This window comes from Serratia sp. JKS000199, assembly GCF_900215455.1.
Classification (GTDB): domain Bacteria; phylum Pseudomonadota; class Gammaproteobacteria; order Enterobacterales; family Enterobacteriaceae; genus Serratia; species Serratia ureilytica.
The window spans coordinates 4,395,792-4,415,269 of sequence record NZ_LT907843.1 but is presented as its reverse complement, the minus strand read 5'-3'; the positions used below and the strand labels follow the sequence as shown (position 1 = coordinate 4,415,269).

Below are 19,478 nucleotides of genomic sequence, written 5' to 3'. Positions count from 1 at the left end.
ATTTTAGTCCTGTGGTTGAACCTCTATTTTACCCTGTTCCACGCGGAACATCTTGCCCTTTTCACCGGCCATGTCGGTCACTTGTTCAGCGCTGACCGCGCTGACAAAAACCTGGGCCTGGGTGGCTTTCAGGCGATCGGCCAGCAACCGGCGACGGCCGGTGTCCAGCTCGGAGGCAAAATCATCAATCAGATACAGGCAACGCCGCCCGCTCTGCCGGGTGAGAAACTCACCCTGCGCCAAGCGCAACGCGCACATCAGCAGCTTAAGCTGACCGCGCGATAACAAATCCTCTACCGGCGTGCCGTCGGCACGAATGCGAAAGTCCGCTTTATGCGGCCCCACCGCGGTATAGGTCAACGCCCTGTCGCGCTCAAACTGGCGCTCCAGCAGCTCGCCGTAGTCGCTCTCTTTGTCCCAGCCGCGCTGGAAGGAGAAGCTCAGGGCGAATTCAGGCAGAAACTGCGCGCAGGTCGCGGTGATATCCGCGGCGATCGCGTCGCTGTATTCCGCCCGCCATTCGCTGATGCGCTCCGCGAGCGGGATCAGTTCCTGATCCCAGGCGCGGATCTGCGCATAGCGACTCACCTGGCGCAGCGCGGCATTGCGCTGCTTCAGTAACCGTTTCAGGTTGCTCCAGGCGGTGAAAAAACCGGGTTCGTTATGAAAACAGCCCCAGTCCAGGAAAGCGCGCCGGAATTTCGGCCCGCCGTTCAGCAGGGTAAAACCTTCGGGGGTGATCAGCTGCATGGGCAGCAGCTGCGCCAGCTCGGCCACCTTGTGGCCGTCGCTGCCATCGATGCGTACTTTGCTGTCACCCTGACGGCTCTTGCTCAATCCTACCGATAGCTCGCGCTCCGCGCCTTCGATGCGGCCATGCAGCACGAACTCCGGTTGGTCGTGGCGGATCACCCGACCGGCCTGCAGACTGCGAAAGGCGCGGCCATGGCCGAGCGTATACACCGCCTCCAGCACGCTGGTCTTGCCGCTGCCGTTAGCGCCGACCAGGAAGTTGAATCCCGGCGCCAGCGCCAAATCCGCCGCCTCGATATTGCGGAAGTCTTTAATCAATAAACGCGTCAGAGCCATGCAATCTCTTTACCGATGACGGTGCTGTAATTCAAGGTAACGAGACTACAACCGCATTGGCATGACAACGTAGGCCGCCGCCTGGCTGGCGCCGTCTTCGATCTGCACGCTGGAGACCGAGTCGGTCAACAGCAGGCGCACGTCTTCACACTTGAGCGCGTTCAACACGTCCAGCACGTAGCTGACGTTGAAGCCGATCTCCATCTCCGCGCCGTCGTAGCTGACGTCGAGGATCTCTTCCGCCTCTTCCTGTTCCGGGTTGTTGGCGGTGATCTTCAGCTGATTCTGGCTGACGTACAGCCGCACGCCGCGGAATTTCTCGTTCGAGAGAATAGCCGCGCGGGCGAACGCCTGCTTGAGCAGATCGCAGCCGGCTTCCAGCGTTTTGTCCGGGTTCTTCGGCAAAACGCGGCGATAGTCCGGGAAACGGCCGTCAACCAGCTTGGACGTGAAGATGAAATCGCCGACGTGGGCGCGAATGTTGTTGCTGCCGATCTGCAGCTGCAGCAGCGAATCGCCGCCGTCCAGCAAGCGCACCAGCTCCATCACCCCTTTACGCGGCACGATCACCGAATGCGACGGCAGCTGCTGGCCGATCGGCATCGAGCACACCGCCAGGCGGTGGCCGTCGGTCGCGACGGTGCGCAACTCTTCGCCCTCGGTTTCAAACAGCATGCCGTTCAGGTAGTAACGCACGTCCTGATGGGCCATCGAGAACTGGGTGGCTTCGATCAGGCGCTTCAGCGTCGCCTGCGGCAAGGTGAATTCCACCTCGCTCTGCCAGTCGTCCAGGTTCGGGAAGTCCGTCGCGGGCAGCGTGGACAGCGAGAAACGGCTGCGGCCGGATCGCACCAGCATGCGCTCGCTCTCCAGCGTGACGGCGATCTCCGCCCCTTCCGGCAGGCCACGGCAGATATCAAAGAATTTGCGCGCGGGCACGGTGGTCGCGCCCGGCTCATGCGGCTGGGACAGGGCGACGCGCGCCACCATCTCCATCTCCAGATCGGTGCCGGTCAGCAGCAGGGAGCCTTCCGTCACCTGCAACAGCAGGTTGCCCAGGATCGGCAAGGTCGGGCGGCCGCCCAGCGGGCTGCTCACCTGTTGCAGCGGTTTTAGCAGATGCTCACGTTCAACGATAAATTTCATAGCGCTATGAAGATAATGTTCTGATTAAATTGGAGAAATCTTCTTTGATGTCGTGACTTTCCTCACGCAGCTGCTCGATCTTCCGGCAGGCGTGCAACACCGTGGTATGGTCGCGGCCACCAAACGCATCGCCGATTTCCGGCAGGCTGTGGTTGGTGAGTTCCTTCGCCAGCGCCATCGCCATCTGGCGCGGGCGGGCAACGGATCGCGAACGCCGCTTGGACAGCAAATCCGCGACTTTAATCTTGTAATACTCCGCCACCGTCTTTTGGATATTGTCGATGGTGACCAGCTTTTCCTGCAGCGCCAGCAGATCGCGCAGCGCTTCGCGCACGAAATCGATGGTGATGGCCCGGCCGGTAAAGTTGGCGTTGGCGATCACGCGGTTCAGCGCCCCTTCGAGCTCACGCACGTTGGAACGCAGGCGCTTGGCGATGAAGAACGCCACTTCGCCCGGCAGGCGAATGTCGTTTTCGTCGGCCTTTTTCATCAGGATCGCCACGCGGGTTTCCAGCTCCGGCGGCTCGATCGCCACCGTCAGCCCCCAGCCGAAGCGGGACTTCAGACGATCTTCCACTCCGTTGATCTCTTTAGGGTAGCGATCCGAAGTCAGGATGATCTGCTGATTGCCTTCCAACAGGGCGTTAAAGGTATGGAAGAACTCTTCCTGCGAACGCTCCTTGTTGGCGAAGAATTGGATGTCATCGATCAGCAACGCGTCGACCGAACGGTAGTAGCGCTTAAACTCTTCGATGGCATTGTTCTGCAACGCTTTGACCATGTCTTGTACGAAGCGTTCCGAGTGCATGTAGACCACTTTGGCGTTGGCCTTGCGCGCCATGATGCCGTTGCCGACCGCGTGCAGCAGGTGGGTTTTACCCAGGCCGGTGCCGCCATACAGGAACAAAGGGTTGTAGGCGCCGCCCGGATTGTCCGCCACCTGGCGAGCCGCCGCGCGCGCCAGCTGGTTTGACTTACCCTCGACGAAGTTGTCGAAGGTGTGTTTGGGGTTGACGTTGGAGCGGTAAGAGAGCTCGGGCTGCGCCGCCGCGTTGTCCCAGCTCGGGCGCGAAGGCGCGGCCGTGCGCGCCGCCGGGGCCGCAGGAGCGCTGCTGACGCTGGCGGTCACGGTCTGGCTGATCACCTGCGTGATCGGCTTGCTGCCGACTTCAAAACGCAGCAAAGGCGCATCCGTGCCGCAGAAATCATTCAGCAGACCATTGATATTGTTTAAGTACTTATCGCGAACCCAATCCAGCACAAAACGGTTAGGCGCGTACAGCGCCAGGGTGTTGTCACTCAGTTCCGCCTGCAATGGGCGAATCCACATACTAAATTCTGTGGCAGGTAACTCATCCTGCAATCGGGCAAGACACTGCTGCCAAAGCGAAAGTGACACGGCGGACTCCACTCGAACAAGATCAATAAAGAAAAGAAACGGGCAACTTTTTTATAACTCATGATTTTTGACACATACCCGGCATCGGCTGTTTGCCTGTGGGGGATGCGAACCGCCTTTCACGGTTTGTGTCCCTCACGATCCCGGCATGAGGGATCGCGATCGGAATGACGGATCATAGCGCAATCCGCGCAAGAGATCCTCCCCTTCCTCACAGATTAGATCCATTTTATCCACAGGCCGCGGCCGGCGGCGATCTTTTCGCCGCCGGCGCCGCATGACCACGCAGATCCCGGCCTCTGCGCCGCGTTTTTTACATTGTCAACCGGTTATACCCTGTTATCCACGTCGGATCCTGGGATCGCGCGCAAAGGATCTCACGGGGATCCTTGCGATTTCACCCCGAGTCCGTATAATCTTCGCCCTACGTGTGATACCTGGTTCCTTATGGTGCGTCATTAGCCAGACAGGATTCTGCGGTGACCACGGGCCAAGACCGGATTTTGTGCCGTTATTGGCAGACAACCAGGTAGGCTGGCGCGATGCGAATTGACTCAGGACTGTACAATTATTACAATCCCGCTTCTTTATGTATTGCGATTGAGGCGTCGGTCATCTTCACGCCGAGTAGCCAAACGCGTTTACTGATCAGTAATTATTTTAAGTTTAGGTAGAAATCGCTATGAAACGCACTTTCCAACCGTCCGTATTGAAGCGCAACCGTAGCCACGGTTTCCGTGCTCGTATGGCCACCAAAAATGGTCGTCAAGTTCTGGCCCGCCGTCGTGCGAAAGGCCGTGCTCGTCTGACTGTTTCTAAGTAATAAAGCTAACCCGCTGAGTGGTTAAGCTCGCTTTTCCCAGGGAGTTACGTTTGTTAACTCCCACTCATTTCACTTTCGTCTTCCAGCAGCCACAACGGGCTGGCACGCCGCAAATCACCATCCTCGGCCGCCTGAACCAGCTGGGGCATCCCCGCATCGGTCTTACCGTCGCCAAAAAACACGTCAAACGCGCGCACGAGCGTAATCGGATCAAACGCCTAACCCGCGAAAGCTTCCGCCTGCGCCAGCACGAATTACCGGCGATGGATTTTGTCGTGGTGGCCAAAAAGGGGATAGCGGATTTGGATAACCGCGCGCTGACGGAAGCTTTGGATAAATTATGGCGTCGCCACTGTCGCCAGGCTCCCGCATCCTGATCGGGCTGGTGCGGGCCTATCAGCTCGTCATCAGTCCGCTGCTAGGGCCTCGTTGTCGCTTCCAGCCGACATGCTCTCATTACGCAATTGAGGCATTAAGCAGGTTTGGCATGATAAAAGGCAGTTGGTTAGCATTGAAACGCGTATTAAAATGCCACCCTTTGAACCCAGGTGGCGATGATCCGGTGCCGCCAAAAACCGACGATAACAGAGAACACTAACGATGGATTCGCAACGCAATCTTCTCCTCATCGCTCTGCTGTTCGTGTCTTTCATGATCTGGCAGGCATGGCAAACGGACAACGCTCCGCAGCCGGCCGCACAGACCACGCAACAGACTTCGAACGCAGTAGCCGGTGATGCCGCCAGCCAGGCCGTGCCAGCCAGTGGTCAGGGTAAGCTGATTACCGTGAACACCGACGTGCTGTCACTGACCATCAACACCCGTGGTGGCGATATCGAGCAGGCTAAACTGTTGGCCTACCCGGAAACTCTGGGTTCATCGACTCCGTTCCAACTGCTGGAAACCACTCCGTCGTTCGTCTATCAGGCGCAAAGCGGCCTGACCGGTAAAAACGGCCCGGACAACCCGGCCAACGGCGAACGCCCGCTGTACCAAGCGGCGCAGGACAGCTACACCCTGCCGGAAGGCCAGGACGAGCTGCGCATCCCGCTGACCTACACCGATAAAGACGGCGCGGTCTACACCAAGACCTTCGTGCTCAAACGCAACCACTATGCGGTCGGCGTGGATTACAGCATCGACAACAAAGGCGCGGCGCCGCTGGAGCTGACCCTGTTCGGCCAGCTGAAGCAGACCACCGAATTGCCTAAGCACCGCGATACCGGCAGCAGCAACTTCGCGTTGCACACCTTCCGCGGCGCGGCATACTCGTCCAGCGAGGACAAGTACCAGAAATACGCGTTCGACAAAGACGAAAACCTGAGCGTCACCACCAAAGACGGTTGGGTCGCCATGCTGCAGCAGTACTTCGCCACCGCGTGGGTACCGGCGACCAAGGGTGACAACACCTTCTACACCGCCAAACCGGGTGACAACTTGTCCACCATCGGCTTCAAATCTACCCCGGTCGTGGTGCAGCCTGGCGCTCAGCAGCAGCTGAACGCGACCCTGTGGGTCGGCCCGGAGCTGCAGGACCAGATGGCCCAACTGGCGCCGCACTTGGACCTGACCGTGGATTACGGCTGGCTGTGGTTCATCTCCCAGCCGCTGTTCAAACTGCTGAAGTTCATCCACGGCTTTATCGGCAACTGGGGCTTCTCCATCATCATCATCACCTTCATCGTGCGCGGCATCATGTACCCGCTGACCAAGGCGCAGTACACCTCGATGGCGAAAATGCGCATGCTGCAGCCGAAGCTGCAGGCGATGCGCGAACGCATCGGCGATGACAAGCAGCGCATGAGCCAAGAGATGATGGCGCTGTACAAGGCGGAGAAAGTCAACCCGCTCGGCGGCTGCCTGCCGCTGATCATTCAGATGCCGATCTTCCTGGCGCTGTACTACATGCTGATGGGTTCGGTCGAGCTGCGCCACGCGCCGTTCGCCCTGTGGATCCATGACCTGTCGGCGCAAGACCCGTACTACATCCTGCCAATCCTGATGGGCGTGACGATGTTCTTCATCCAGAAGATGTCGCCGACCACCGTGACTGACCCGATGCAGCAGAAAATCATGACCTTCATGCCGGTGATCTTCACAGTGTTCTTCCTGTGGTTCCCGTCCGGTCTGGTGCTGTACTACATCGTCAGCAACCTGGTGACCATCCTGCAGCAGCAGCTGATTTACCGTGGTCTGGAAAAACGCGGTCTGCACAGCCGCGACAAGAAAAAAAGCTAAGCGTATTGTAGGGGTTCGGCGCGCCGACCCTTGCAGTCACCCCAAAGGCGGTCATTAGACCGCCTTTTTGCATCTTAATCGTCAGAGAGAACCGTTATGAGCACCACCGATACCATCGTAGCCCAAGCCACCCCGCCGGGACGCGGCGGCGTCGGCATTCTGCGCATTTCCGGAAGCAAGGCCAAAGACGTCGCCCAGGCGTTGCTCGGCAAGCTGCCGAAGCCGCGCTACGCTGACTATCTGCCGTTCCGCGACGCTACGGGCGCCACCCTCGATCAGGGCATCGCGCTGTGGTTCCCGGGGCCGAACTCCTTTACCGGCGAAGACGTGCTGGAACTGCAGGGCCACGGCGGGCCGGTGATCCTCGATCTGCTGCTCAAGCGCGTGCTGGCGCTGCCCGACGTGCGCATCGCGCGGCCGGGCGAGTTCTCCGAGCGCGCGTTTCTCAACGACAAACTCGATCTGGCGCAGGCCGAAGCGATTGCCGATCTGATCGACGCCAGCTCCGAGCAGGCGGCGCGTTCGGCGATGAACTCGCTGCAGGGCGCGTTCTCCACCCGCATCCACCAGCTCGTGGAAGCGCTCACTCACCTGCGAATCTATGTGGAAGCGGCGATCGACTTCCCGGACGAGGAAATCGACTTCCTGTCCGACGGTAAAATCGAGGCGCAGCTCAACGACGTGATGGCGGATCTGGACAACGTGCGCGGTGAAGCGCGCCAGGGCAGCCTGCTGCGCGAAGGGATGAAGGTGGTGATCGCCGGGCGCCCCAATGCCGGCAAATCGAGCCTGCTCAATGCGCTGGCAGGACGCGAGGCGGCGATCGTCACCGATATCGCCGGCACCACCCGCGACGTTCTGCGCGAACACATCCATATCGACGGCATGCCGCTGCACATCATCGACACCGCCGGCCTGCGCGACGCCAGCGACGAAGTGGAACGCATCGGCATCGAACGTGCATGGAACGAGATCGAACAGGCCGACAGGGTGCTGTTTATGGTTGACGGCACCACCACCGCCGCCACCGAGCCGGCGGAGATCTGGCCGGAGTTTATGGCGCGCCTGCCAGGCACGCTACCTATCACCGTGGTGCGCAACAAAGCCGACATCACCGGTGAAACGCTGGGTATGACGGAAGTGAATAACCACTCACTTATTCGCCTGTCGGCCCGCACCGGCGAAGGCGTCGATGTGCTGCGCGATCATCTTAAACAGAGCATGGGCTTCACCAGCAACATGGAAGGCGGCTTCCTGGCGCGCCGCCGCCACCTGCAGGCGCTGGAACTGGCGGCGCAGCATCTGGTACAGGGCAAAGAACAGTTAGTGAGCGCTTACGCGGGGGAGCTGCTGGCCGAGGAACTGCGCCAGGCGCAGCTGGCCCTGAGCGAAATCACCGGCGAATTCACCTCCGACGATCTGCTGGGCCGCATTTTCTCCAGCTTCTGTATCGGCAAGTAACACCGCCAGACGCCTTCACGGCCGGGACAAGCCCTTGTTCCGGCCGTTTTTCTTTTCCGCTCTCGCTCTGCGCGCCGGCTCACAGAGCCGCCGCAGCGTCCCGCGCTATACTGGCCAGTCAGGAATCTCTCTCAGGAACGAGTCAACATGGCATTGACCCTCAGGGTACTGCTGGAAAACCGCCGCGCCGCCGGCGCCAACCCGCTATTGCAGGCCAAGGCCGGGTTAAGCCTGCTGATTGAGGATGATACGACGTCCATACTGTTCGATACCGGCCCCGACGACAGCTTTCTGCGCAATGCGGCGCTGATGGGTGTCGATCTCTCCCGTATCACCGCGACGGTGCTCTCCCACGGCCACTATGACCACTGCGGCGGCGTCGCCTGGCTGCCAGACAACAGCCGTATCATCTGCCACCCGCAGGTCGGCGATGAGCGCTATGCGGCGCTGAAGGTGCTGGGCCACACTCGGAAAATCAAAAAGCTCTCTTTGGATATCGACTACTCGCGCCACCGCATGCAATACAGCCGAGAGCCGCTGGCGATCGGCGATCGCTTTATGTGGTCAGGCGAAATCGCGGTGCCCGCACCCCGCGCCTACGGGGTGATCGCCGGGGAGAACGCAGCGGTAGATTACGTTATTGACGAAGGGGTGCTGATTTACAAATCGGATCGCGGTCTGGTGATCGTGACCGGCTGCGGGCACCGCGGGATCGTCAATATCGTGCGCCATTGCCAGCAAATCACCGGGATCGATCGGATCCACGCCTTGATCGGCGGTTTTCATCTGCGCTGCGCTTCCCCGCGCACGCTCTGGCGCGTCCGCCGTTTTTTGCGCCAGCATCAGCCGGAAAAGATTATGGGCTGCCACTGTACCGGCGCCTGGGGCCGGCTATGGCTGCCGGAAGGGATCGCGCCGGCCACCGGCGATAGGCTGGTGCTGGATTAAGCGTGCCGCTTTACACCAACAACGTTGCGATTACCGCGATCCCGCAGCCCAGCACGACGACGCCGATCCCCTTTTGCCTGCCGTCGCCCCGTAGCAAAAAATACAGTGATGGGATGAAAAAGACGGTCATCACGATAACGGGTATCGACCAGCCCGAGATGATCTTGATAATGCTCGGGTTGATCGCGCCAATAAACGTACAGACAACGATATTCCCTGCGATGATTCTCTTTTTGCCCGCCACGCCGAAGGACGTAATGCCATCGATCACGCCGGTCAACGTGCCGATATAGGCGCCGCCGGTCAGTAAACACAGCAACAGGGCAGCGCCTAACCACGCCGTGGCGTTGCCGGTCAAACCGGCGGTATAAAACAGCGCATCCACATTGCGGCTGTTAATGATTGAGATGTCATCCAGCGTCAGCAAACGGCTGATGGCGATAACGATCATGACGATAAACGCCATGATCAGTACCTTGCCAAACAGAATACTGCGCGCCTGCGGTCGTAAGGCGCTTTTCGCAAAGCGCTGGATGCACGGGGTAAAGTTAAATGTAAAAAGAAAAATCGGCAGCAGCAGCCACGTCTGCAATGAAATGCCAGGCGGCGCCTGCACCGCCTGCTGCCCCACCGCAGGTTGTAACAGGAAAAACACCGCCAGGATCGCCACCAGTACGATAGAAACCAGTGCCATTCTGGAAATCAGGTGCTCGATTCGCTGACTAAACGCCAACCATGCCACCGACAGCGCGGCACTCAGCAACAGCGAAATGCCGCCCCTGACCCAGAATCCGTTGTGGAAAAAAGACGCGACGACGTTGACCAAGGTGATGAAATTTATCAGCACGATAATAATCATCGACAAAATAAACAGCACACAGACGATTGCCGCTGCCCGCTCGCCGATAAATGTCGATGATGCCGCCAGGAAATCTTTCTCCGGGTGCGAAATGATGAATTTGAAAAAAAGATAGTGCGCCATCATCGATACCGACATGGCGATAACGATAAACAGCATGAACACTTTCATCCCCAGCACGCCCGGCCCCACCGCCTGTGGCAAAAAGAAAATCCCGGCGCCGAATGCCGTGGAGAAGAAAGTGACAGGCCAATACAGGTGTGAGATTTTCATGATGATGCTCGACCATCATGGCTATGCGTGACGCATAGCCAGCTGGCACAAAAATGTCATTCGAAACAGGATTTGCCGAAGAAGACCAGTAAAGAAGGCAAAGCGAAGTTATCGTAAAAAGTCGCGGCCGCACGATAGCCGTTAAGCACGTTGACGCGTGAACACAGCGGAAAAACGCCAATATGCGACGTGTAATTATCAAAGATTTTATTGGAGGAAATGCGATACCGAATAGCCCTGAACGTCGCAGCATTTCCCGCCGCGCAGGTCGGTTTATTTTCCTTGATGATATCGAACGCGTGTTCACCCACCGTCATCTTCACATTTCCGTCTTGGCGCTGAAAATACGCCTCTTTATCCATACGGTTTTTAATGTGGCGTTTAAAGCGATCCGCCATGTTTTTCTCACTGACATAAAATGCATTGATATCAATGCCATGACGTTGATTCGACGCCAGAATGTAGTCGTTTATTTTTTCCGGAATAATGTACGGCGATGTCGCCATCTTCCTGAATTCGTTAGCGCCGTCTATCTCGCTGCCATCACTTTTTTCCATATAGAAATCATTTATTTCCATCAAGAAGTCAGGCTGAACACTGAGCCGTCTGATGGATTCGGCAATGTAGTCGATGCAGAAGCGCGCGGACTTTTCCACTTCACTGCTGACAGAAAAACGATCGTCCAAATTAACCACGGTATGCCCACCGGAAATCACCACCTTATCCGTCAAAAAAGACGATGCCAGCGCGATGAGGTCTTCAACGTTGTTATTTGAAACCTCATTGTTGATAACCTCAGCGATCCCATTCTGATCGGCTTTGTAGACAATAAAGCGATCTTCACCCTTCCAACCTTTTTTGCAGTTACATTTATATTCTTTAAAAACAACACGTTCAGCTGTCTTATAAAAATCGGCGCTTTGCAGCGGCATTAATTCGAGATCTGGCATACCCTTCTTCCCTATTCGTAGCCAATGACGCCAACTTTTTATAACAATAGCTAATGTAAATTTAGTGACCTGACTCTGATAATTAATAAACACCCACAATAAATAGGGTTTTTGTGGGTTTGCTCACATTTTCAAGTTCAGGTTATTTTAACCATTTTTATTATGTGGTTTTATATTTCCAACAAACGAATGCGGAGAGGTGGGCGAGTGGTTTAAGCCAGATTTAAGAAACTAACCGTTTCTTAAATCCACACGAGTCATCGTGTCGTAGGTTCGAATCCTGCTCTCTCCGCCAACTTTTTCTTATCAGGCGATATTTTATGGGTTCATTGGACGCCGTCGATTCGAAAGCGGCTGGCTTCGGAACTGATTAATTTTATGCACGACCCCGTTACGCAACGCGATTTGAGGTCTGAATAACCTTCGCCTTGCATGCCCCCATCCCCTCCTGCACAGCGCAAAAGCCAACAAATCGGATAATCCGCATAGTGTTTTTTGATGATAAATCCTCAACTTAGTCTTAATCTAACACCCCTGCGTTCTTAGCGACCCTCTGTCATGGAGTGAACAATGGCGTGTCATTTTGCCCGATGGACCCCGGCCTCCGCTGTCCTGGATACCCAGAGACTCTCCGACGAAGTGATAGCCGCCACCCGCACCTTTTCCGTTAAGCGCCGCACGCGTTACCTGCAAGGGCGCATTCTGCTCGCCGAAATGATGTTTTACCTGTACGGCCTGCCGACGCTTCCCCCTATAGCCACCACCCCGACCGGCCGCCCCTGCTTCGCCGATCATCAGCTGCCCGATTTTAGCCTCGCCTACGCCAGCAACACCGTGGGCGTGCTGCTCAGCGACGAAGGTAAAGTCGGACTGGATATCGAAGTGATGCGGGCGCGCGGCACCCGGCAAAGCGCGCTGCAACACGCGCATCAGACGCCGGCGGAAAGTGCCTGGATCGGCGCGCAGGACGATCGGCTGGAGGCGGAAACTCAGCTGTGGAGCATCCGGCAAAGCGTGCTGAAAATTTCCGGCCTGGGCAACAGCGGCCAGTCTACGCTGCGTCTGCATCCGTTCTCCGGGCACCTGCGCTCCAGCGCCACGCCGGACGTTCAGGTGATGAGCGACGCCGATGAATACCTGAGCTGGGCCTGCGCCGGCAGCCCCGGGCTGGATCGCCTGCTGTGCTGGCGCTACGAAGAGCGCCGCGGCCTGCACAAAGACGGGGAAATCTCGCCCCGCAGCCCGGCGGCGTCCTCGCGATTCGTCAAACTGACGGGCCTGAAGACGCCCGGTTAACGTGGCGCAAGGCGGATAAAGCCGTTTTTACCGCACGAATTTCTGCCGTAATTTGTAAAAACAGCTAAATGTTGAGCAATCGCCTATTCTCGACCCGAGCTTTAGCCTACTATTCGCCCATGTTGTCCGCTGAATCTGCTCATTCGAAAGGGAGAATCATCATGTCAGACCAAGCCTTAAAAATCGTCACTCTGCTCGGCAGCCTGCGCAAAGGCTCCTACAACGCCATGGTGGCCCGCGCCCTGCCAGGCCTGGCTCCGCAGGGTGTCACCATTGAAGCGCTGCCTTCCATCCGCGATATCCCGCTGTACGACGCCGACATGCAACAGGGTGAGGGTTTCCCTGCCGCGGTCGAAGCGATAGCAGAGCAGATCCGCCAGGCCGACGGCGTGATCATCGTCACCCCCGAATACAACTATTCCGTGCCCGGCGGGTTGAAAAACGCCATCGACTGGTTGTCTCGCTTGCCGAATCAACCGCTGGCCGGCAAGCCGGTGGCCATTCAAACCAGCTCGATGGGGCCCATCGGCGGCGCGCGCTGCCAGTACCACCTGCGCCAGATCCTGGTGTTCCTGGATGCGATGGTGATGAACAAGCCCGAGTTTATGGGCGGCGTGATCCAGAACAAGGTCGATGAACAGGCCGGTGAACTGAGCGATCAGGGAACGTTGGATTTCCTGACCGGCCAGCTGTCCGCGTTCAGCGATTTCATTCGCCGCGTGGAATGACGGTCTCGCGGCGCCCGCAGGGCGCCGCAACAGGACATGAAGTCCGCCAATTTATTGAAATTAAAGCCATAGCATCATGTATTTTTTCATTTTAGCGTTATTTTTCGTTTCCATCACCAGTCCCGCTTTCGCCGCAGACATGCGTTATCCCGCCGGTGAAGAGCCGCTGGAGCTGCCTGCGCACAGTGCGCTTAACGCCCAACTGTCGCGATCCGCGCAAAACCAGGAAGATAAAAAGCTGGGCGCCATGTCGCTGTACCTGACGCTGATGCGCGAAGACGGCCGCAACGTCTGGGCCCCCTACCAGTTGGCGGTATCGTCGGCGGAGAAAGGGCAAACCGAGCTGGCGGAGCGCTATCTGCAGCTGAGCGCCGATCGCGGCCTGTGGTACTACTACAATCTGCTGGAGGACGACGCCTTCAACAGCATCCAGCATTCCGCCACCTACCAATCCATTCTGGCCGCCACCAAAGCGCGCTATCTGCAGCACGCCCGCCGCTATGAAGGCAAAGCCAGCTACGCGATACCGGACGGCGAAGCGCCGCCCGAAGGTTGGCCAACGGTGATCTTCCTGCATACCTACGGCAAGGCCGCCGCCATCAGCCCCGAGGAACGGCTGCTGTTCGGCGAAATGGGCGTGGCCTATATCGAGATCAACGGCACGCAGATGTTGTCGGAAAACAGCTTCCGCTGGTCGAATTACAGCGACGAAAGCACCCAGGCCGCCCTTCAGCGTACGGTGCAACAGCTGGCTCCACAGTTAAAGCTGAACCCCCAGCGGATTTATCTCAGCGCTCGCGGCCAGGGTGCGCTGCACGCCGCCAATCTGATCGCGAAGTACCCGCAGTTTTACGCCGGCGCGCTATTGATCGCCCCCAACGGCGAGATCAAGCCGGCCCAGCAGTCGCTGGCGGCGAAAAAGAAAATCGTGATGGCGTATTACGATCGGCAGAACTTCAGCGAGCAGGCGCTGGCATTGCACTTCGCCAATCTGTTCGGAGAGGATAATCAGGTGCAGACGCTGCACTTCGCCCAAGGGGAGGATGCCGCCGGCAGTTGGCAGGCGCGCTTCAGGCGGCCATTGCAATGGGTGCTGGATCGGGCGCCGGATGCGACGCCGGGAGTCTAGGGTTTCAGGGCCGACGGACGTCGGCCCTTTGGCTGTCAATGGCCGTCGACGAAGACGATCTTCAGCACAAACAGCAGCGCCACGACCACCACGCACGGGCTGATTTCACGCCAGCGGCCGGTACCGAGCTTCATCACGCAGTAGGAGATAAAGCCGAGCGCAATGCCTTCGGTGATCGAGAAGCTGAACGGCATCATCACCGCGGTGACAAACGCCGGTACCGCTTCGGTCAGATCGTCCCATTTCACCCGCGCCAGGCTGGAGGTCATCAGCACGCCGACGTAGATCAGCGCGCCGGCGGCGGCATACGCCGGCACCATACCCGCCAGCGGCGACAGGAAGATCACCAGCAGGAACAGCAGGCCGGTGACCACCGCCGTCAAACCGGTGCGGCCGCCCACGGCGACGCCGGATGAGCTTTCAATGTAAGCGGTTACGGAAGAAGTGCCCGCCAGCGAACCGGCCACCGAGCTGATGCTGTCAACATACAGCGCCTGCTTCATGCGCGGGAACTTGCCCTGGTTGTCGGTCAAACCGGCTTTATCGGTGACGCCGATCAGGGTGCCGGAGGAGTCGAACAGGTTCACCAGCATAAACGAGAAGATGACCCCAGCCAGCCCGATGTTCAGCGCGCCGGCCACGTCGACCTGGCCCACTACCGAGGTGATGCTCGGCGGCAAGGAGAACAGGCCGCCGTATTTCACGTCGCCCAGCATCCAGCCGATCAGGGTAGTGACCACGATCGATACCAGCACCGCCGCGTGGAAGTTGCGCGAAGAGAGCACGGCAATGATGAAGAAGCCGAGTGCCCCCAGCAGCACATTGTGCGAGGTCAGGCTGCCGATGGCCACCAGCGTGTCCGGGTTGGCCACCACGATGCCGGCGTTTTTCAGCCCCATCATGCCGATGAACAAACCGATGCCGCTGGTGATGCCGACCCGCAGGCTGACCGGAATGTTGGCGATCATCCAGTAGCGAATGCGGAAAATGGTCAGCAGCAGCAGGCCGACCGCGCCCCAGAAGATGGCGCCCATGCCCACCTGCCAGGAGATGCCCATCGCGCCGACCACCACGAAGGCGAAGAAGGCGTTCAGGCCCATCGCCGGCGCCAACGCCACCGGCAGGTTCGCCAGCAGGCCCATAAAGATGCTGCCGAAGGCGGCGATCAAACAGGTGGTGACAAATACCGCCTGGGTATCCATGCCCGCCGCGCCCAAAATTTGCGGGTTAACGAACACGATATACACCATGGTGAGGAAAGTGGTGATACCGGCAATCGTTTCCGTACGCGCCGTCGTGCCATGTTGCTTGAGTTTAAACACGCGCCCAAGCAAGCCTTGCTCAGCGTCAAGGCCAGATACTGGTTTGGTCATTATCAGAATTCCGAAAATGGGAATGGACAGTCGCCGGCTATCCTATAACAAAAAATGGGGCTTTTGACGCCGGTCACAGGTTTTTTTCGCCGTCTTTACGGCTAAACGCGTCAACGGCTTGTATTTACAGGCATTCATTCTCCATCACAGCCCGCCGCGTTGCCGTTTGCCGGCACGGCCGATAAAATGGCCTATCGCATCTCTTACCCTACCCGCTAAAAAAACAGGAACCCGCATGTCTTCGACCTTTATCGATAAGCTCGCGTTGATCGCGCTGAAAGATGACAAAGTGGCGCTGGTGCGCTCGCACAACAAGACGCTGTTTTATGTACCGGGCGGAAAGCGCGAAGCGGGTGAAACCGATGAGCAGGCGCTGTGCCGCGAAATCGACGAAGAGCTGACCGTTGCGCTGCAGCCGCAATCCATCGCGTTTTACGGCGAGTTCACCGGCCCGGCGGACGGCAAGCAGGACGGCACCCAGGTGCGCATTCGTTGCTACCAGGCCGACTTTACCGGGCAGTTGCAACCGGCCGCCGAAATCGCCGAGCTGAAGTGGTGCGACAGCCGCGATCTGCCACAGTGTTCACACGTCGCCGCGCTGATTTTGCACGATCTCAAGGCGCGTAGCCTGATCAAGTGATCGCTGAGCGGCCTCAGCGGCGTTAACCCGAAGGAACCTGTCCCGCATGAATCAGATTGACTGCATTTTGTTCGACTGCGACGGCACGCTGGTGGACAGCGAAGTGCTGTGCAGCAAAGCCTATGTCCATATGTTCGCCCGCTACGGCATTCATCTGTCGCTGGAAGAGGTATTCAAGAAATACAAAGGGGTGAAGCTGTACGAGATCATCGATCGGGTCAACGCCGAGCAGGGCACGGACCTGGTAAAAGAGACGCTGGAGCCGCTGTATCGGCAAGAAGTGGCGCGGCTGTTCGACAGCGAACTGCAACAGATTGCCGGCGCCCGCGAGCTGCTGGCGCAGGTGACGGTGCCAGTCTGCACCGTCTCCAACGGGCCGGTCAGCAAGATGCAGCACTCGCTCGGCCTGACCGGCATGCTGCCTTATTTTGATGACCGGTTGTTCAGCGGCTATGACATTCAGCGCTGGAAGCCGGATCCGGCGATCGTGTTTCACGCCGCCGAACAGATGCAGGTGCCGGTGACGCGCTGCATCCTGGTGGACGATTCGCCCGCCGGCGCGCAGGCCGGCATCAATGCCGGCATCCCGGTCTTTTACTTCTGCGCCGATCCGCATAACCCGCCGATCGACCACCCGCTGGTGACAACGTTTGACGACCTGGCTCAATTGCCCGCGCTGTGGCGCGAACGCGGCTGGCGGCTGACGGCCGATTAACTGGCCGGCAACGGCGGCTTGTTGCGCCACCAGCGCCAGGAGCGCTTCAGGCCGCGGGTTTGCGCGCCGAAGCGGCGGTTGACCGCGTTGGCCAGCAGATCGAGCGCCAGGCAGAACACGAAATAGACCAGCGCCACGAACAGGAAGACTTCCATCGGGTAGACCATGCTGCGGTTGTTGACCTGGGTCGCCAGGAAGGTCAGTTCGCCAACGCCGACGATATAAGCCAACGAGGTGTCTTTGATCAGAGAAATCCACTGGTTGATGAACGACGGCACCATCATGCGCAGCGCCTGCGGCAGCACGATCATGCGCAGCGTCTGCCAGCGGGTCAGCCCCAGAGAAAGCCCGGCCTGCCACTGGCCGGGGCCGATCGCGGCGATGCCGGCTTTCACCGCATGGGCCAGATAGGCCGAGGCGATCAGCGCCAGCGCGCACACGACGGTGGTGATTTCCGGAATCTCGACGCCAAACACCATCGGCAACAGGAAATAGGTCCAGAAGATCAGCATGATGACCGGAATGGCGCGGAAAAAGCCCAACACCGCCGCCAGCAGCCCGGCGGCGATGCCGCGCGACATCGCCAGCGCCACGCCGAGTAGGGTGCCGAGCACCGCCGAGGCGACCCCGGCCATCAGGCTTATCGCCAACGTCAGCGCCGCGCCGCCCAGCGGCCCATCCGGCCAGGTGCCCCACAGCAGGTAGCCCAGGTTGTCGTGAATCACGCTGAAATCCATCTCAATGCCCTCCCAGCGGTTTACGCTGTTGTCGCCACATGCCCCAGCCTTCCAGCAGCGCGATGATGGCGATATACAGTACCGTCGCCACGCCGAACGCCTGGAAAGTGCGCAGGGTTTCGGTTTCGACCTGACGCGAGGCGTAAGAGAGTTCGGCCACGCCGATCGCCATGGTCAACGACGAGTTCTTGATCACGTTCATGTATTGGCCCAGCAGCGGCGGCAGCGCGATTTTCAGCGCCTGCGGCAGCACCACATAGCGCATCGCCTGCCAGCCGGTCAGCCCCAGCGCCTGAGCGGCATATTTCTGCCCGCCGGCGACGCCGCGAATGCCGGAGCGGATCTCTTCGGCGATAAAGGCGGTGGAGTACAGCGTCAGGCCGAAGAAACCGGCGAGAAACTCGAATGACGGCCACTCAAGCGGGCCAACCTGATGGGCGCTGTTCAGCCACTGCATGGCGGCGGACGGCAGGATCTGCCCGGCGGCGAAGTACCAGAAGAACAGCTGCACCAGCAGCGGCGTATTGCGAAACAGCGAACTGTACCCCATCGCCAGCCAGCGCAACGGCCGCAGGCTGCTGTCGCGCATCGCCGCCAGCACAAAGCCCAGCAGCGTAGCCGCCAGCCCCGCACAGGCGGAAAGCCACAGCGTCAGCAGAAAACCGTGCCACAGCCAGCTCAGGTATTGCGGCGCCAGCAGCCAGTCCAGGTTCATGTTCAATCCTTGTCTTGCAGAATGCATCAGGGGCGCAGCAAGCTGCGCCCCTCCGTGCCTATCTCACCGCAAGCGGTTAAGTCAGGCTTTTGGTTGCTGATCCAAAGGCGCGATTTTGAAATCGCCGCGCGGTTGAGCGGATTTGGTTTCCGGCCCGAACCAGCGATCGTAAATCTTAACCGCTTCGCCGTCTTTTTCCAGCTTGATCAGCGTCTCGTTCACCGCGGCGGTCAGGCGATCTTCACCCTTGGGAATACCCACGCCCTGATACTCTTTGGTCAGGCTGAACGGCGAAATTTCAAACTCCGCCTTTTGCGCCGCCGGCAGGTTGCCGAGCAGGCCGACCAGCTTGGCGTCGTCCTGAGTGATCGCCTGCACGTTGCCGTTACGCAGCGCCACGAACGCCAGCGGGGTATCATCGTAGGAGATCACTTTCGCCGTCGGGAAACGCTCGCGCAGGGTGATTTCCTGTACCGTGCCCTTATCCGCGCCGATGCGCAGCTTCTTGATGTCTTCCGGCGTTTTCAACACGCCTTTGCGGGCGATGAATTTCTGGCCAGTGGCGAAGTACGGCACGCTGAAGTTCACTTCCTTGGCGCGCTCGTCGGTAATGGTGAAGTTGGCGGCAATCAGGTCAACCTTCTTCGACACCAGCAGCGGAATGCGGTTGGCCGGGTTGGTGGCGCGCAGCTCCACTTTCACCCCCAGCGCTTTGCCGATCGCGTCGGCGACATCCACATCGTAGCCCACCAGCTTCTTGCTCTGCGGATCGATGTAGCCGAACGGCGGGTTGCTGTCGAACACCGCGATGCGCACCACGCCGGCTTGCTTGATATCGTCAAGTTTGTCAGCGTGCGCGGCGCCGGCGGCGAAACCGGTCAGACTGGCTAACAACGTTAAGGCCAAAGCGCGATGTTTCATAGAAAGCTCCTAAGTGGTTGATGTCCTGCTGGCGGATA

General features: G+C 58.8%; 20 protein-coding genes and 1 pseudogene. 12 read left to right on the top strand and 9 right to left on the bottom strand.

The features are described 5' to 3' along the window. Positions 1-3: 3 nt before the first annotated feature. Genes recF through dnaA form a run of 3 tightly spaced genes read right to left on the bottom strand, consistent with a single transcriptional unit; the run spans position 4 to position 3,634 of the window. The gene (gene recF, locus CPH57_RS20930; RefSeq protein WP_004933895.1) at positions 4-1,089 is read right to left on the bottom strand and encodes a DNA replication/repair protein RecF; all 1,086 of its coding nucleotides are present in this window, start codon (positions 1,087-1,089) and stop codon (positions 4-6) included. Positions 1,090-1,134: 45 nt separating this feature from the next. Next, positions 1,135-2,235, bottom strand: coding sequence for a DNA polymerase III subunit beta (gene dnaN, locus CPH57_RS20925; RefSeq protein WP_096242697.1), 1,101 nt, complete (start codon positions 2,233-2,235; stop codon positions 1,135-1,137). Between the two features lie 4 nt (positions 2,236-2,239). Further along, positions 2,240-3,634, bottom strand: coding sequence for a chromosomal replication initiator protein DnaA (gene dnaA, locus CPH57_RS20920; RefSeq protein WP_004933889.1), 1,395 nt, complete (start codon positions 3,632-3,634; stop codon positions 2,240-2,242). Positions 3,635-4,316: 682 nt separating this feature from the next. Between dnaA and rpmH the strand changes: the two genes are divergently transcribed. The 6 genes from rpmH (at position 4,317) to CPH57_RS20885 (ending at position 9,104) form a co-directional block, all read left to right on the top strand. After that, positions 4,317-4,457, top strand: a complete 141-nt coding sequence (rpmH, locus tag CPH57_RS20910; RefSeq protein WP_000831330.1) for a 50S ribosomal protein L34 — start codon at positions 4,317-4,319, stop codon at positions 4,455-4,457. A 17-nt stretch (positions 4,458-4,474) separates the two neighbouring features. Further along, entirely contained in the window at positions 4,475-4,834 is a 360-nt protein-coding gene (gene rnpA / locus CPH57_RS20905) for a ribonuclease P protein component (protein WP_004933883.1), read from the top strand. Then, on the top strand, positions 4,798-5,055 hold the full coding sequence (gene yidD / locus CPH57_RS20900; protein WP_004933881.1) for a membrane protein insertion efficiency factor YidD: 258 nt from the start codon (positions 4,798-4,800) through the stop codon (positions 5,053-5,055). Before rnpA ends, yidD begins: the two co-directional genes overlap by 37 nt. 2 nt (positions 5,056-5,057) lie before the next feature. Continuing rightward, on the top strand, positions 5,058-6,695 hold the full coding sequence (gene yidC / locus CPH57_RS20895) for a membrane protein insertase YidC (RefSeq protein WP_033645144.1): 1,638 nt from the start codon (positions 5,058-5,060) through the stop codon (positions 6,693-6,695). A 96-nt stretch (positions 6,696-6,791) separates the two neighbouring features. Beyond that, a complete protein-coding gene (mnmE, locus tag CPH57_RS20890) occupies positions 6,792-8,156 on the top strand; it encodes a tRNA uridine-5-carboxymethylaminomethyl(34) synthesis GTPase MnmE (protein ID WP_033652323.1) in 1,365 nt (454 codons plus the stop codon). Positions 8,157-8,303: 147 nt separating this feature from the next. Beyond that, positions 8,304-9,104: an MBL fold metallo-hydrolase gene (locus CPH57_RS20885; protein WP_016929603.1), complete on the top strand. Its 801-nt coding sequence runs from the start codon at positions 8,304-8,306 to the stop codon at positions 9,102-9,104. A 10-nt stretch (positions 9,105-9,114) separates the two neighbouring features. Here CPH57_RS20885 and CPH57_RS20880 read toward each other — a convergent pair whose 3' ends face one another. After that, positions 9,115-10,167: a threonine/serine transporter gene (locus tag CPH57_RS20880; protein WP_229597921.1), complete on the bottom strand. Its 1,053-nt coding sequence runs from the start codon at positions 10,165-10,167 to the stop codon at positions 9,115-9,117. 125 nt (positions 10,168-10,292) lie between these two features. Continuing rightward, positions 10,293-11,186: a hypothetical protein gene (locus CPH57_RS20875; RefSeq protein ID WP_089185144.1), complete on the bottom strand. Its 894-nt coding sequence runs from the start codon at positions 11,184-11,186 to the stop codon at positions 10,293-10,295. 193 nt (positions 11,187-11,379) lie between these two features. Between CPH57_RS20875 and CPH57_RS24470 the strand changes: the two are divergent. From CPH57_RS24470 to CPH57_RS20860, 4 genes and pseudogenes are all read left to right on the top strand, one after another. Then, positions 11,380-11,481 (top strand): annotated as a pseudogene (locus tag CPH57_RS24470). 275 nt (positions 11,482-11,756) lie between these two features. Beyond that, the gene (locus CPH57_RS20870) at positions 11,757-12,482 is read left to right on the top strand and encodes a 4'-phosphopantetheinyl transferase superfamily protein (RefSeq protein WP_033645147.1); all 726 of its coding nucleotides are present in this window, start codon (positions 11,757-11,759) and stop codon (positions 12,480-12,482) included. Positions 12,483-12,643: 161 nt separating this feature from the next. Further along, entirely contained in the window at positions 12,644-13,210 is a 567-nt protein-coding gene (locus CPH57_RS20865; RefSeq protein WP_033645148.1) for an NADPH-dependent FMN reductase, read from the top strand. Positions 13,211-13,286: 76 nt separating this feature from the next. Next, entirely contained in the window at positions 13,287-14,339 is a 1,053-nt protein-coding gene (locus CPH57_RS20860) for a hypothetical protein (protein WP_033645149.1), read from the top strand. 35 nt (positions 14,340-14,374) lie between these two features. On the opposite strand, the gene CPH57_RS20855 is transcribed toward CPH57_RS20860, so the two are convergent. After that, positions 14,375-15,712 (bottom strand): NCS2 family permease, encoded by a 1,338-nt coding sequence (locus CPH57_RS20855; protein ID WP_033645150.1) that lies wholly within the window; start codon positions 15,710-15,712, stop codon positions 14,375-14,377. 235 nt (positions 15,713-15,947) lie between these two features. Between CPH57_RS20855 and CPH57_RS20850 the strand changes: the two genes are divergently transcribed. Both CPH57_RS20850 and yieH read left to right on the top strand, forming a co-directional pair. Continuing rightward, the gene (locus CPH57_RS20850; protein WP_033645151.1) at positions 15,948-16,352 is read left to right on the top strand and encodes an NUDIX domain-containing protein; all 405 of its coding nucleotides are present in this window, start codon (positions 15,948-15,950) and stop codon (positions 16,350-16,352) included. A gap of 46 nt (positions 16,353-16,398) precedes the next feature. Further along, positions 16,399-17,067 (top strand): 6-phosphogluconate phosphatase, encoded by a 669-nt coding sequence (gene yieH, locus CPH57_RS20845; RefSeq protein ID WP_033645152.1) that lies wholly within the window; start codon positions 16,399-16,401, stop codon positions 17,065-17,067. Here the strand turns inward: yieH and CPH57_RS20840 are convergent. The 3 genes from CPH57_RS20840 to CPH57_RS20830 form a co-directional block, all read right to left on the bottom strand. After that, positions 17,064-17,804, bottom strand: coding sequence for an amino acid ABC transporter permease (locus tag CPH57_RS20840; protein ID WP_033645153.1), 741 nt, complete (start codon positions 17,802-17,804; stop codon positions 17,064-17,066). The two genes, yieH and CPH57_RS20840, sit on opposite strands and share 4 nt — an antisense overlap. Before the next feature lies 1 nt (position 17,805). Further along, positions 17,806-18,519, bottom strand: a complete 714-nt coding sequence (locus tag CPH57_RS20835; protein ID WP_033645154.1) for an amino acid ABC transporter permease — start codon at positions 18,517-18,519, stop codon at positions 17,806-17,808. An 81-nt stretch (positions 18,520-18,600) separates the two neighbouring features. Further along, entirely contained in the window at positions 18,601-19,440 is an 840-nt protein-coding gene (locus CPH57_RS20830) for an ABC transporter substrate-binding protein (RefSeq protein ID WP_025304747.1), read from the bottom strand. Positions 19,441-19,478: the final 38 nt, after the last annotated feature.

Excerpts from the sequence above, each read along its gene's own strand:
- recF (WP_004933895.1), bottom strand. The coding sequence starts at position 1,089 with ATGGCTCTGACGCGTTTATTGATTAAAGACTTCCGCAATATCGAGGCG.
- dnaN (WP_096242697.1), bottom strand. The coding sequence starts at position 2,235 with ATGAAATTTATCGTTGAACGTGAGCATCTGCTAAAACCGCTGCAACAG.
- rpmH (WP_000831330.1), top strand. The coding sequence starts at position 4,317 with ATGAAACGCACTTTCCAACCGTCCGTATTGAAGCGCAACCGTAGCCAC.
- yidD (WP_004933881.1), top strand. The coding sequence starts at position 4,798 with ATGGCGTCGCCACTGTCGCCAGGCTCCCGCATCCTGATCGGGCTGGTG.
- yidC (WP_033645144.1), top strand. The coding sequence starts at position 5,058 with ATGGATTCGCAACGCAATCTTCTCCTCATCGCTCTGCTGTTCGTGTCT.
- mnmE (WP_033652323.1), top strand. The coding sequence starts at position 6,792 with ATGAGCACCACCGATACCATCGTAGCCCAAGCCACCCCGCCGGGACGC.
- CPH57_RS20885 (WP_016929603.1), top strand. The coding sequence starts at position 8,304 with ATGGCATTGACCCTCAGGGTACTGCTGGAAAACCGCCGCGCCGCCGGC.
- CPH57_RS20875 (WP_089185144.1), bottom strand. The coding sequence starts at position 11,186 with ATGCCAGATCTCGAATTAATGCCGCTGCAAAGCGCCGATTTTTATAAG.
- CPH57_RS20870 (WP_033645147.1), top strand. The coding sequence starts at position 11,757 with ATGGCGTGTCATTTTGCCCGATGGACCCCGGCCTCCGCTGTCCTGGAT.
- CPH57_RS20865 (WP_033645148.1), top strand. The coding sequence starts at position 12,644 with ATGTCAGACCAAGCCTTAAAAATCGTCACTCTGCTCGGCAGCCTGCGC.
- CPH57_RS20860 (WP_033645149.1), top strand. The coding sequence starts at position 13,287 with ATGTATTTTTTCATTTTAGCGTTATTTTTCGTTTCCATCACCAGTCCC.
- CPH57_RS20855 (WP_033645150.1), bottom strand. The coding sequence starts at position 15,712 with ATGACCAAACCAGTATCTGGCCTTGACGCTGAGCAAGGCTTGCTTGGG.
- CPH57_RS20850 (WP_033645151.1), top strand. The coding sequence starts at position 15,948 with ATGTCTTCGACCTTTATCGATAAGCTCGCGTTGATCGCGCTGAAAGAT.
- yieH (WP_033645152.1), top strand. The coding sequence starts at position 16,399 with ATGAATCAGATTGACTGCATTTTGTTCGACTGCGACGGCACGCTGGTG.
- CPH57_RS20840 (WP_033645153.1), bottom strand. The coding sequence starts at position 17,804 with ATGGATTTCAGCGTGATTCACGACAACCTGGGCTACCTGCTGTGGGGC.
- CPH57_RS20835 (WP_033645154.1), bottom strand. The coding sequence starts at position 18,519 with ATGAACCTGGACTGGCTGCTGGCGCCGCAATACCTGAGCTGGCTGTGG.
- CPH57_RS20830 (WP_025304747.1), bottom strand. The coding sequence starts at position 19,440 with ATGAAACATCGCGCTTTGGCCTTAACGTTGTTAGCCAGTCTGACCGGT.